Below are 13,757 nucleotides of genomic sequence, written 5' to 3' on the forward strand. Positions count from 1 at the left end.
TACTAGTTAATACCATTGTCGTACCAGTTACGTCTTCTTTGTAGTTTTAAATCTTGTAACATGGCTGATTTAACATTAATCTGTATACTGTAGCTTTGTAAATTACCAAAAGGAACCCAATGAAAAGCCATTTCCCAACAGTGTAAATCTCGTCGAATATCAATAGATGAAAAGCTAAACTGTTTATTGGTTATATCATAATTAGTAAGGTAATCAATCATCCAGTTTTCAGTAATCTTTAATTGTCCATTTACTCCAATCGTTTGGATTAATTGGAAAGGATCTTCATCATTAAACAGTTTACGGTAATTAATCTTATAGTCTAGACTGATTATCCAAGGAATATTAAAGTCTAAATATTGCTCTTTATTGTTGTTTATTTGGTCTAATTCGGCTTGAGAACCAGCTGAACTTCGATAATCTCCTTTCTTAGAAGTTTTGCTTTTAAAAGATAAATTCAAGGCGAAATCAGCATTAGTGAAAGTCCCCAGATCTCCATTGATATTGGTTTGGAAGACCTTTGTTCGGTTGCCTTCAGCATCATAAGCATAAGGATCTAAAATAGCACTAAATCTTGTGTTTAAGTTCTTGTATAGTTTAGTTCTTCCAGTAAAACGAATGACATCTAAGTTCATAGAATCTTTTAAGAAGTCATAGCCAGAAGTAAGCGTGAGGTTATCCAGTATACTTGTCTTTTTATATGGAGTTTTGGTAGAATCGTCTTCTAAATCTTTTTGTTTTAATTCAAGGGCATTAATTAAACTAAATCCAATTCTTCCCGATTCTCCACTAACTGGAGTACCGTATATTCCAGTTTGATATAAGTTCGCTGAGTTGAGCGTTCCGTTACTGTCCGATTGGTATTGATATTCGTATGAACTGTTAGGTCGATAGGAAGCATTGATACTTGGGGTAATACTGTGTCGAACAACACTTTCTTTTTTTCCTCTAATAAAATCAGCAAATTTATAGAAACCATAAATTTTGGTAGTTAGACCAGCTGAGAAACTTTGTGTAAAAGGCATTCCAAAAGTCTCGATAGTATCTGTAATGATCGAGTCGTTAATAGCATCATATCGTTTTTGGGTTTGCTCAAAATAATTATATAGATTGAAGTTATAATTAGGAGTTAAACTTACTTTTTTATTAAACATTCGAATAGAAGTAGCCGCTTTAATGTTGTGTTTAGCTCCATATTCGATATTATTAATTAGATCAGTAGTAGAGAAATTCCCATTTTCATCCATACTAGCATAAGTTCTGTTTTTGAAATTGACACTATAGGTCGTTCCTATTTGTTCGTACCAATAATCACTTCCTGTATGTGTTTTGGTAAATAGTTTCCCGATAAAGAAACGATTCATGTTATAACTGGCCTCCGGAAGCCTAAAGTTGATGGTGTTATTGAGACTGTTTTGGTCATGACTTAAATTGAGGTTTAAATTACTGTTTATTTTTCCCTTAAAACTTCTTCCCCAAGCGATGTTGGAGTTAAAAGTATTGGTCAAGGCATTTTGAGCAGTAATGTTGTTGTAATCATTGATGAGCTGACGTTGAGAACCTATATTTACAGTCCCATTAAAAGTAGAGTTTGGAATAGATTTTGGGTCTTGGTAATGTGTCCATCTTACAAATAATTGGTTGGATTTACTAAATGAGTCAAAGCCTTTCTCTCCATTAACAACTTGTAGGAATCTAATATTTAAGTTTCCATTATACTTATACTTGTTCTTATACTCAGCATTAAAACTTGTTCCCCAACTTCCTTTGGAGTAAATGTCTCCAGTTAGCATCAAAGCTAATTTGTCAGCAAGAGGTGAGAATTTCCCATTTTTCTTTTTTTGGAATTTATAATAATATCCTCCACCAGTTAAATAGAAACCTCTATCAGGTGAATTTCCATAGGTTGGTATAATGATACCATTAGTCCCGTATTTTTGATTAGGGAAATAGGCAAATGGAAGTCCCAAAGGGGTTGGAATATCAGCAATAAATAAGTTGACAGGACCAGATATAATTTTATCGTCAGGTTTAATAATGGCCTTTCTCAGTTTAAAATAATAATGTGGATGATCTAAGTCGCATGTTGTGTATAGTGCGGTGTCGATATGAATATCTCCACTAGATTGTCTTTTGACCTTATTACCATGAATATACCCTTCTCCCTCTTGCATTTTTACCTGATAGGTAATTCCACGTTTAGTTTCAAAATTAAACCCCAAACTATCTGCTTTAGTTTTTACATCTCCATCTGTTAATTCTGGAACACCAATTTTCTTTCCTAAAGAGTCTCTACAAAGTCTAGCTGTAACCTGTTGGGTTTTAAAATCAAACGCTATAAAGCAAGCTTTCAACTCAAAAGAACCATATTTAATGTGCGCTTGATTATAGAGGTACGCTTTTTGATTAACCATGTCTAAGTCAATGGAGTCCTCTGCATCATAAAATAAAGGACTTTCAAGTTCACTTTGAACAGTGTCTGGACTCGTTTGACTGTAGGATAAATTAGAATAGCTTATTAACAATGATACGAGTATAACAATGTATTTAAACACCAGTTTTGGGCAAGTATTTCTGTTAAATTTGTTATTTACTATGTTAATGTAAGCGTTCAAGTGATATTAAAATATTTAGTTATGGTAACGAACACAATCAAATATTATGCGAAGAAACGGATTTTTTCTATTTTTTTAGCATTTGTGGCGCTTCTGTTTTCAAATATTCTTTCTGCTCAAACAGGGATGGGGATCAAAACGGTAGTTATAGACCCAGGTCATGGAGGTAAAGATCCTGGAGCAATAGGAACCAATAAAGTAAAAGAAAAAGATGTTGTTTTAGCTGTTTCTTTAAAGTTAGGAGCTTTAATTAAGAAAAATTACCCTGATGTTAAAGTCATCTATACCCGTTCTACAGATGATTTTATTGGGTTAGCTGAAAGGGCAACTGTAGCTAATAAAGCTAAAGCAGATTTGTTTATTTCTATCCATTCTAATGTTGCAGGAAATTCGTCAGCAAGAGGCTTCGAAGCTTGGGTGTTGGGATTACATAAATCTGAAGCGGCTTTAAATGTTGCTAAATTAGAAAATTCATCCATTTTGATGGAGGATGGACATAGTAGTAAATATGAAGCGTTTGATCCATCAGACCCAGATGCTTATATTGGTTTGTCGATGAGACAAAATGTGTTTTTAGATCAAAGTTTAATGTTTGCTGATCAGATTGTTAAAGATGCTGTAAATACCATTCACGTGAAGAGTAGAGGAGTTAAACAGGCTGGGTTTGTGGTGTTGTATCGTACAACAATGCCTGCAGTATTAATTGAGTTAGGTTTTTTGTCTAATGCAGAAGAAGAAAAGTTTTTAGGAAACAAAGAGGGGCAAACAAAATTGGCAACAACAATATTTAATTCGTTTTCAAAATACAAAGCAAGAAGAGATAAAGTTGACGGGATTATTAGTACCCCTAAAATTATAGAGGCACCTAAAGAAAAAGAAACAACTGAAGCAGAAACCAAGACTTCAGTGGGAGAAAACTCGATAAAATTTCGAGTGCAAATAGCTACTTCCCAAAATAAAGTTGAAACAAAGTCGTATAATTTTAAGGGGATGAATGATGTAGATATGTATATTAGCGGAAAGTTTTATAAATACATTGTTGGAAACTATGAAACTGTTGAAGAGGCAAAGACGCGTCTAAGCAGTGTAAAAGAAAAAGGGTATACTTCGGCATTTATTATTGCTTTTGAAAATGGAAAGCGTATAAGTGTAAAAGAAGCAATAGCAAAGACAAAATAAAAATGAAATTTAAAAAAGAAATAATAGTAGGAATTGTTGCTTCAGTTGGAGTTACAGCTTTAATAGTTGGTTTTTTCTTCCTAAAAGGTCAAAATTTATGGGAAAAGAATCAACGTTTCTATGCTGTTTATGAACGAGCGGAGGGGTTAGTAACAGGAAATTCAGTGGTGAAAAACGGGGTCCCAATTGGGGTGCTAACAAGTGTAGGGTTATATCCTAATGACCCATCAAGAGTATTAGTAGAATTTGATGTAACTAACGAATGGATTAAAATTCCTAGAGGTTCAATAGCACAATTAGAGCCAGGAATGCTAGGTAGCCCTCAAATCAATATTTTATTTTCTGAGGAGACAACTAATTTCCATGAAAGTGGAGATACTATTTTTGCCAAAGCTAAACCAGGAGTTTTTGAAGAAATAAAAGTCCAAGTATTAGAACGAATCGATCCTTCATTATCTAAAATTAATAATGTAATTGCAACAGCAGATTCTTCTTTAGAAGTTATGTCGGCAGTGTTAACTAGAAATACAGGAAACTTAGATCAAAGTTTTGAGGGGATCAAAAATGCGATAATCAATTTTGAGAAAGTGTCGAAGAATTTAGATACGCTGATAGCAGGTTTCTCGGGGGCAAGAAACCAAATTTTTGCGACTTTAGAAAATGTACGTTCTATAACAGGGAACTTAAAAGAAAGTAATGAGGAAATAACTAAGACGTTGGCAAATGTTAGTGTTATTACAGATAGTATTGCTGCTTTAGATTTAGCAGGTACCTTAAATAAAGCTCAGGAATCGTTGGACAATGTCAATGCGATTTTGTATGAGTTAGAAAATGGAGAAGGAAGTTTAACGATGTTGCTTAAAGATTCTACCTTATACAATAATGTCAATGTTATGGTAGAAGAAGCAGGTCGTTTAGTTGAAAATATACAAGAACATCCAAATAGATACTTGCAATTTGCTGTCTTTGGTTCAAAAGACAAAGGAGTTAATTTAAGTTCTAGAGATGAAAAACTATTACGTAAATATGTAAAAGATAGTCTAAGGGAATTGTATAAGAATTAATTAATTCTAATCAGGTTATAAAAAACAAAAAGCCGAAAAGAATATTCTTTTCGGCTTTTTTGTTGGAAGCTGTATTAGATTTAAAACCTTCCAGCACTTTCAATTAAAGATTGAATAATTTCTAAAGAATGCATTAAAGCGTTTTGTTCAGATTCAACAAGATTTAATTGACCTGTAGAAGTAAATAAGTTGCCTTTGTTTTTAACACCACTTACAATAAATGATTGGTAAGTGTTAGCTGCAACTTCAAGTGGTTGAAGCTCCGATTGGAATTCTTGAGGAATTTTGTCATACGTAGCTTTTGGTGTCCAATACGCAAACATATTATTCGTTTTCATTAATTTTAGGGCTTCTCCGTTTAATTGTTGTGATTTCGGTAAACCATTACCGTCATTGTCGATTAGTAATTGTTCGTCATTCGTAACAATCAGTAAATCGCCTTTTAGCATATAAAAGACATTTAAAGGTTTAGCAGCTCTATCCGAGTACCTTGATTTAGGTTCTTGTAGCTCATAGTAGTTTCCTTTCTTACGGATAACGTCAGTTTGGTTCATTAACTTAATAATTTTGTCTCTTAATGCTTTATTTCCAATAGTCGCAAGACTAACAAATTCCGGTAATGTTTCTTTTTTGGTTTTTGTAGTTTCCACTCTATTGTAGTTTTCATCATAATCGTATGAAGTGTATTCTACTTCAAATTCTTTAATGTCAGTCAATGCAAATACAAAATCCCCCTGAATTAAATCAAATAGTTCTTCCTCATCGAAAAAAGTAAAACCTATTTCAGCAGCAGTACCTATCCATTCTTCTCCCAAATCCATGTTAGAAAGAATATTAATGTAGGTGTCTTTGTATATTTCATAAGCAGGCTCAGGATTTGCAGCAAAACCAGCTATCCCAATTAAGTTTTTCCCATCAATATACTTGTACATGGCTTTATTGAACTTCTTCTTATTCATTTCCTTTATTTGGTTTAAATAATGAGCTCCAACATGTTGTGTAGAGGTAATTTCGATGTCGTTAGTGTTAAAGTTCAATGCACCATAAGTGAAATTGTCTTTAAATAAGCTTAAGAAATTATCTGTTTTTTCAGTTTTATATGCTTTGAAATAAAAGTCAGTGTTTCCCCCCATAGCATTAATAAAATAGGAGATGTCACCTTTTTCAATAAGTGATTTTTTGTAATTAGTATTGTACTTTAAAGAATGTTGCGGATTAGTATTAAAAATACTATTTAAAACACTTTCTATTTTGGCTTTTTTCTCAGCTTCTTTCTTTTTAGCTTCAGCTTCTAAACGGTCTTGGTAGGATTCGTAATAGTTATCTTCAGTTGTTGTTTCTTCATTATAAGAATAAGAACGGTATCGATAAGGTATTTTGTAATCAATAAAGGTAACGATATCATTGTTCCATGCTAACAAAATGTCTTCATCTTTATAATAATGATAATTATTATTTAGAGTAATGAGTTGCTCTTTTTGATCAGTAGGAATAATGTTATTAATCAGTTGATCAAACTTAGCTTGATCACTTTTTGAAAAAATAAGGGCAGAATGATTAATGCTATCATTCATTCCAAATGTAAAAAAGTAATCTTTATTAGTACTTAAACCATAAGCATGACCATTACTAACCAAGGCACCAAAAATATTCTCAATCGTTAATCGAGGAGTAGGTTTGTAATTGTATTCGTAGTTATAATCATAGCTATCGTATGCTTTTTCAGCAGATTCCACTTCTTCAGTGGCTACTTCTACTTCCTCTTCAATAATTTCAGCTTTTATTTGAGGTTCTGGTTGAGGAGGTGGTGGTGGAATGACCATATCATCAACTTCTTCACGTAGAATTTCAACTTCAGCATCAGAAACACTGGTGTTTTCATCAATTAGAGCTTGTTTATAGTCAGCGATTAATCGATCAAATTGGTTAGTGATCGAGTCATACATTGCTAGTTTACTTAAATCACTGCTCTTAGCCGTAATTGAAGCTCCATCAAAAGTCACTACTGCAAATTCGTTAGTAGGAATATGTTCCAATAAATTGGATTGAGCATTGGTTATAATTGACCCAGTTGCTAAAATTGAAGTCAAAAAAAATGAAGTCTTTTTCATTCGAGATAATTAGTTTGTTTATAGACCAAAAGTAACAGTTCTTTGATAAAATATTGAATTTCTATGAGTTAATTTATTAGCTAGCGAAAAACTTTAACAATTGTTAATAAAAATAGCACGGATAAGCTTAGTGATTTCAAATCGTAATTTTATATTTGTGAATCTTAATTAAGATAATGGCAGAAGATCAATTCATAGTATCAGCAAGGAAATATAGACCATCGACATGGGAAAGTGTTGTAGGGCAGTCGAATATTACGGATACACTTCAACATGCAATTGATACTGGTCATTTAGCTTCGGCTTATTTATTTTGTGGTCCTAGAGGAGTAGGAAAGACGACTTGCGCTAGAATCTTTGCAAAAACAATCAATCAACAAGAGGGAGGAGATTTAGAAGAAGACTTTTCATTTAATGTCTTTGAATTGGATGCGGCTTCAAATAACTCTGTTGATGATATTCGATCAATTACAGATCAGGTTAGAATACCACCGCAAACAGGTAAATACAAAGTCTATATCATTGATGAGGTTCACATGTTATCTCAAGCAGCTTTTAATGCTTTCTTAAAAACATTAGAAGAGCCGCCTCCACATGCGATATTTATTTTAGCTACTACAGAGAAGCATAAAATTATTCCTACGATATTATCACGTTGCCAAGTTTATGACTTTAATCGTATTACGATCAAAGACATTGCCAATCATTTGAGTTGGATTGCTGAGCAAGAAAATATCAAGGCAGAACCAGATGCACTGCATGTCATTGCTGAAAAGGCTGATGGGGCACTAAGAGATGCTCTTTCTATTTTTGATCAAATTGTAAGTTATTGTGACGACAATATAACCTATGATGCAGTAATTAAAAATTTGAATATTCTAGATTATGAATATTACTTTAAATTAACTGATGCTTTATTAGGTAATAAGATTCATGAAGCTTTATTAGTTTTCGATGAAATTCTAGACAATGGTTTTGATGGCCATAATTTTATTGTAGGTTTAGGTGGACATTTTAGAAATTTATTAGTTTGTAAAGATGCCATTACACTCAGACTATTAGAAGTTGGGGATAATATCAAGTTAAAGTATAAAGAACAGTCAGCAAGTGCATCAGCGCACTTTTTGGTGGATGCCTTAAAAATAACAGGAGATGCTGATGTTCATTTTAAAGCAGCTAAAAACAAACGACTTCATGTTGAATTGGCTATCATGAAATTAAGCTCTCTAACTGCCATAGAGGGTCAAAAAAAAAAGTAACCCACTAGACTTTGAAATTATTGCTCCTGATTTCTTAGGGATAGATACTCCAAAAGCACCTAACCCTCAAACAGTTCAACCCACACAAACTGGACAACCAGTGGCCAAAAAGGAAGTTGTGGTAGAACCTCCTAAGGAAGAAAAGAAGAACATTAAAGTTGCAGCATTTCAACAGTTTAAACGAAAGTCGAGCCTTTCAATTGGCGGTGCTATTAAGAAGAAGACTGAGGTTAAAGAAGAGCAGAAACAACAAGAAGATTTATCCAATAAACCAAGAAAAAGCTTTACAGTTGAGCAACTACACGCCAAGTGGAAATCGTATGCATATCGCGTTCAAAAAGAGCGAAGAGTTAGTATGTATGCTACGTTATCAAAACGACAACCTGAATTAAAAGAAAATTTTGAAGTTGTATTTACGATAGATAGTGCTGTACAGCAAATTGATTTGGATAATGAACGTCCAGATTTATTGGCTTTTTTAAGAAAAGAGTTGAATAATTACGGAGTTAGTCTAACCATCGAAATGACCGAAAAGGAAGCAACTTCTATGAAGTACTTATCTGGAAGAGATCGTTTCTTACAAATGGCTGAAAAAAATGATGCGCTCCATCAATTAAGGGAGAAATTAGGATTGGATATTGAATACTAATAGTCGTATTAAATGTCTGTTTGGATTCCAACTACTAAAATATCATCTGTTTGACGCTCTTCACCTTGCCATTTTTTGAGTTGATTGGTTAAGTAAGTCACTCGATCTTTTAGTAGGTGTTTTTCACAGTTTAAAAACATTGTCTTCATTCTTCGTTTAGTGAGTTTTTTGCCTTTCTCTCCCCCAAATTGATCCTGTAACCCATCACTCGTTAAATAAAATGAATCTCCTTTTTCAAAAGAAATATATTGAGTGGTAAATGGTAAAGGAGTAGAGGTTTTTCCAATAGTTTGTCGATCAGCTTTATACTCTAATAGAAGATGTTGATCATCATAAAATGCCTTTTCTAATTCAACTGAAGTCTTGCTATTCTTTGTTATTCTATAAATCGAATTATTGGCTCCACTATAAGCTAATGTGGTAGAACCAATTTTCATAGAACACAATGAAATATCCATGCCTTCACTATGATAGGCGTTTTCAGTTTCAAACAAACGTTGAACCCTCATTCTTACAAGGCCTAAGAGTTCGCCTAATTCGAGCGTCGGTTCTTGCTGAATGACTTCATCTAGGGCTTGATAACAAACAATACTTATCATAGCTCCTGAAACACCATGTCCAGTGCAATCAGCAACAGCAAAGAAGAGTTGGTCGTTGAGGCGTCTTGACCAAAAAAAGTCGCCAGAGAGAATATCTCTAGGTTGCATCAAGACACAACTATTGGGAACGTTTAATATAAACTGCTCTGTGGATTGCAATAAGGTGTTTTGAACCTTTTTAGCGTAAGTAATATTATCGGTTATTTCCTCCTTTTGCGATTGGATTTGAAGGGTTTGTTCATGAACCAAGTTTCTGTTATGGATTAATTCGTTCAGTCTATCATTATACAATTCAGCAATATAATTTCTCCAAGAAGAATATTGATCGAACCATTTTTTTGTTATTGTTGGAGGAACTAAAATAACGGTGCAGTCATCTTTTACTGTTCCGCTACCAACACTCAGTTGGTTGTTTTGTCCTGCAATTAAAGATAAAATACAACTTTGACCAGGACAAATATCATAGATATGTGTTTCTATTTGCTTATGATTCGTTTGAGTGACCTCAATGGTCCCCTCCATTAGCAAAGGAATGGCGGTAACAGGTGAGAATTCATGAATTAATACTGTTCCTTTCTTAAAATGTCGAACAGGAAAACTTTGCAGTTCTTTAAGTAATGGGGCTTCAAAAATATGTTCTAATTTTTTCATTTTTTTTAGGTTGAAAAACTTTATCTCGAGCGAAAGTAGTAAAAAACAACAAATGTTTAGAATTAGATTTGAAAACAAAAGTTTCATTTTAAAGCTTGCCGTATAGCTTGCAAAAGCTTACCAAATTTCTTATATTCGCGAGTCTAAAATTACGAGGAAAACATTGTACAATATGCATTGTACATTATACAAAAAAAAATGGAAAATATAGCACCTTATCAACCCCAAAATAAAGTAAGAATTGTTACCGCAGCTTCTTTATTTGATGGACACGATGCAGCAATAAATATCATGAGAAGAATTATTCAATCCACTGGATGTGAAGTCATTCATTTAGGACATGATAGAAGTGTAGAAGAAGTAGTTAATTGTGCCATTCAAGAAGATGTTCAAGCGATTGCAATGACTTCATACCAAGGGGGACATACCGAATACTTGAAGTATATGTATGATTTGTTAAAAGAGAAAGGAGCTCCGCACATCAAAATCTTCGCTGGAGGTGGAGGAACGATTTTACCTTCCGAAATCGAAGAGTTACAGGCTTATGGAATAGAACGTATTTACCATCCAGATGATGGAAGAGCAATGGGATTACAAGGTATGATCAACGATTTGGTAGAACGATCTGACTTTCCTGTGGGCGCTGAAATTACCAATGAAAAAGATTTAATGGCAGAAAAGAATAATTATGCCATTGCCCGTCTGATCAGTGCAGCTGAAAATTTTCCAGATGCTAATGAAAAGTTATTAGCTGATATTCACTCTGAAGCAGATAAAAATAATACGCCAATTTTGGGGATTACTGGGACTGGTGGTGCAGGTAAATCTTCTTTAGTTGACGAGTTAGTACGTCGATTTTTAATTGACTTTCCAGAAAAAAATATAGCGATTGTTTCGGTTGATCCTTCAAAAAGAAAAACAGGAGGAGCATTATTAGGAGATCGTATTCGTATGAATGCGATAAATAACGCTAGAGTTTATATGCGTTCGTTAGCAACACGTCAAAGTAATTTGGCTTTAAGTAAACATGTTTCTGAAGCATTAGTGATTTTAAAAGCAGCAAATTATGATCTAATCATATTAGAAACTTCTGGTATTGGACAATCTGATACAGAAATTATGGATCACTCAGATGTAAGCTTATATGTCATGACTCCAGAGTTTGGTGCTGCAACGCAATTGGAGAAAATTGATATGCTTGATTTTGCAGATTTAGTTGCGATTAATAAATTCGATAAACGAGGGGCATTGGATGCAATAAGAGATGTAAAAAAGCAATACATGCGTAACCATAATTTATGGGACGTAAATCAAGATGATTTGCCTGTTTTTGGAACAATAGCTTCGCAGTTCAATGATCCAGGTATGAATACGTTGTATAAATCTGTAATGGATAAAATTGCAGAAAAAGTAAACAATAAACTAACCTCTTCTTTTGAAATTACAAAAGAAATGTCTGAAAAGATATTTGTAATTCCACCTGCTAGGACTCGTTATTTATCCGAAATTTCAGAAAATAACCGAGCGTATGATAATGAAGCAAACAAACAAGCTGAAGTTGCTCAAAAATTATACGGTGTATACAAAACGATTGAAACTTTAGTTGAGGAAAAATTGACACTAGATAAATCTGGAATTGTAACAGAAGGGTTAACAGTTGGTGAAGATAACCAAACATTAGTTGATTTATTAATCAAAGAATTTGATCGCATTAAAATGGACTTAAACCCACACAATTGGGAAACCATTATCAATTGGGGAGAAGTTCAGAAAAAATATAAAGATCCTGTATTTAAGTTTAAAGTAAGAGATAAAGAACTGTCGATAAAAACACATTCAGAGTCATTGTCTCATTTGCAAATTCCAAAAATTGCATTACCAAAGTATTCAGCTTGGGGAGATTTGTTAAAATGGACTTTACAGGAGAATGTCCCAGGTCAGTTTCCTTACGCTGCAGGATTGTTTCCTTTTAAAAGAGAAGGGGAAGATCCTACAAGAATGTTTGCAGGAGAAGGAGGTCCTGAACGTACCAACAAACGTTTTCACTATGTGAGTTTGGGAATGCCAGCTAAACGTTTATCAACGGCGTTTGATTCGGTTACTTTATATGGAAATGATCCAGATTTAAGACCAGATATTTATGGTAAAATTGGGAATTCAGGGGTTTCTATTTGTTGCTTAGATGATGCCAAGAAACTGTATTCTGGTTTTGATTTGACTCATGCTTTGACTTCAGTATCCATGACGATTAATGGACCAGCTCCAATGTTGTTAGGGTTCTTTATGAATGCAGCAATTGATCAAAATTGTGAAAAATACATTAAAGAAAATGGATTAGAAGCTGAAGTAGAGGCAAAAATAGAAGCGATTTATAAAGCCAAAGGAACAAAACGACCAAGATATCAAGGAGATTTACCAGAAGGAAACGACGGATTAGGGCTAATGCTGCTAGGTGTTACTGGAGATAAGGTGTTACCTACTGAAGTGTACCAACAAATAAAAGCAGAAACTTTAACGAAAGTAAGAGGGACTGTTCAAGCAGATATTTTGAAAGAGGATCAAGCACAAAATACTTGTATTTTTTCTACTGAATTTGCTTTGCGTTTAATGGGAGATGTACAGGAATATTTTATCAATAATGGCGTAAGAAATTTTTATTCTGTTTCAATCTCAGGTTACCACATTGCCGAAGCTGGAGCAAATCCTATTACACAGTTAGCGTTAACATTAGCCAATGGATTTACTTATGTAGAGTATTACTTAAGTAGAGGTATGGATATCAATAAGTTTGGACCCAATTTATCGTTCTTCTTTTCGAATGGTATTGATCCTGAATATGCTGTAATTGGTAGGGTAGCACGTAAGATTTGGAGTAAAGCATTAAAGCATAAATATGGAGCTAGTGCAAGAGCTCAAATGCTAAAATATCATATTCAAACAAGTGGACGTTCGTTACACGCTCAAGAAATTGATTTTAATGATATTCGTACAACACTACAAGCGTTATATGCCATATACGATAACTGTAACTCACTGCATACGAATGCTTATGATGAAGCAATTACAACACCTACAGAGGAGTCAGTAAGAAGAGCAATGGCGATTCAGTTAATCATTAATAGAGAGTTAGGATTAGCTAAAAATGAAAACCCAATTCAAGGGGCGTTTATCATAGAAGAATTGACAGATTTAGTTGAAGAAGCAGTATTACAAGAGTTCGATAGAATCACGGAAAGAGGAGGCGTTTTAGGTGCAATGGAAACAATGTATCAACGTAGTAAAATTCAGGAAGAAAGCTTGTATTATGAAACATTGAAGCATACTGGTGAATTTCCTATTATTGGAGTAAATACGTTCTTAAGCTCTAAAGGATCGCCAACCATCTTACCTAAGGAAGTAATTCGTGCAACAGAAGAAGAAAAACAATATCAAATTGAGATGTTGAATGAATTGCATACCACACATGAGGAAGAAGTTACCAAGCAAATTGCAATTATACAAGAAGCAGCTATCCAAAACGAAAACGTATTTGAAAAGTTAATGGAGGCTTCAAAATATTGTTCTTTAGGTCAAATTACAAAAGCGTTGTTTGAAGTAGGAGGACAGTATAGAAGGAATATGTAAGATTTA

General features: G+C 33.8%; 8 protein-coding genes. 5 read left to right on the top strand and 3 right to left on the bottom strand.

Annotated features, from left to right (window positions below; genetic code table 11):
* Positions 1 to 2 precede the first annotated feature (2 nt).
* Complete coding sequence (locus tag N4A35_11630; protein MCT4582060.1) at positions 3 to 2,525, bottom strand: putative LPS assembly protein LptD; 2,523 nt, start codon at positions 2,523 to 2,525, stop codon at positions 3 to 5.
* Positions 2,526 to 2,636: 111 nt separating this feature from the next.
* On the opposite strand from N4A35_11630, the gene N4A35_11635 reads away from it, so the two are divergent.
* Both N4A35_11635 and N4A35_11640 read left to right on the top strand, forming a co-directional pair.
* Positions 2,637 to 3,794 carry an N-acetylmuramoyl-L-alanine amidase gene (locus N4A35_11635; protein MCT4582061.1) on the top strand — a complete coding sequence of 386 codons (1,158 nt, stop codon included), beginning with the start codon at positions 2,637 to 2,639 and terminating at the stop codon, positions 3,792 to 3,794.
* Positions 3,795 to 3,796: 2 nt separating this feature from the next.
* Positions 3,797 to 4,858, top strand: a complete 1,062-nt coding sequence (locus tag N4A35_11640) for an MlaD family protein (protein ID MCT4582062.1) — start codon at positions 3,797 to 3,799, stop codon at positions 4,856 to 4,858.
* A gap of 80 nt (positions 4,859 to 4,938) precedes the next feature.
* Here N4A35_11640 and N4A35_11645 read toward each other — a convergent pair whose 3' ends face one another.
* Positions 4,939 to 6,969: a hypothetical protein gene (locus N4A35_11645; protein MCT4582063.1), complete on the bottom strand. Its 2,031-nt coding sequence runs from the start codon at positions 6,967 to 6,969 to the stop codon at positions 4,939 to 4,941.
* Positions 6,970 to 7,145: 176 nt separating this feature from the next.
* Here N4A35_11645 and dnaX point away from each other — a divergent pair, with 176 nt between their 5' ends.
* Positions 7,146 to 8,228, top strand: coding sequence for a DNA polymerase III subunit gamma/tau (dnaX, locus tag N4A35_11650; GenBank protein ID MCT4582064.1), 1,083 nt, complete (start codon positions 7,146 to 7,148; stop codon positions 8,226 to 8,228).
* 100 nt (positions 8,229 to 8,328) lie between these two features.
* On the top strand, positions 8,329 to 8,877 hold the full coding sequence (locus N4A35_11655; GenBank protein MCT4582065.1) for a hypothetical protein: 549 nt from the start codon (positions 8,329 to 8,331) through the stop codon (positions 8,875 to 8,877).
* Between the two features lie 8 nt (positions 8,878 to 8,885).
* Here the strand turns inward: N4A35_11655 and N4A35_11660 are convergent, their stop codons facing one another.
* Entirely contained in the window at positions 8,886 to 10,127 is a 1,242-nt protein-coding gene (locus tag N4A35_11660) for a SpoIIE family protein phosphatase (GenBank protein MCT4582066.1), read from the bottom strand.
* Between the two features lie 198 nt (positions 10,128 to 10,325).
* On the opposite strand from N4A35_11660, the gene N4A35_11665 reads away from it, so the two are divergent.
* On the top strand, positions 10,326 to 13,751 hold the full coding sequence (locus N4A35_11665; GenBank protein ID MCT4582067.1) for a methylmalonyl-CoA mutase family protein: 3,426 nt from the start codon (positions 10,326 to 10,328) through the stop codon (positions 13,749 to 13,751).
* The last annotated feature ends 6 nt before the right edge of the window (positions 13,752 to 13,757 follow it).

Source organism: Flavobacteriales bacterium, from assembly GCA_025210295.1.
In the GTDB taxonomy this organism is placed as follows: Bacteria; Bacteroidota; Bacteroidia; order Flavobacteriales_D; family Parvicellaceae; genus S010-51.

Coding starts and splice junctions, on each gene's coding strand:
- N4A35_11640 (MCT4582062.1), top strand. CDS start 3,797: ATGAAATTTAAAAAAGAAATAATAGTAGGAATTGTTGCTTCAGTTGGA.
- N4A35_11645 (MCT4582063.1), bottom strand. CDS start 6,969: ATGAAAAAGACTTCATTTTTTTTGACTTCAATTTTAGCAACTGGGTCA.
- N4A35_11635 (MCT4582061.1), top strand. CDS start 2,637: ATGGTAACGAACACAATCAAATATTATGCGAAGAAACGGATTTTTTCT.
- N4A35_11660 (MCT4582066.1), bottom strand. CDS start 10,127: ATGAAAAAATTAGAACATATTTTTGAAGCCCCATTACTTAAAGAACTG.
- N4A35_11665 (MCT4582067.1), top strand. CDS start 10,326: ATGGAAAATATAGCACCTTATCAACCCCAAAATAAAGTAAGAATTGTT.
- dnaX (MCT4582064.1), top strand. CDS start 7,146: ATGGCAGAAGATCAATTCATAGTATCAGCAAGGAAATATAGACCATCG.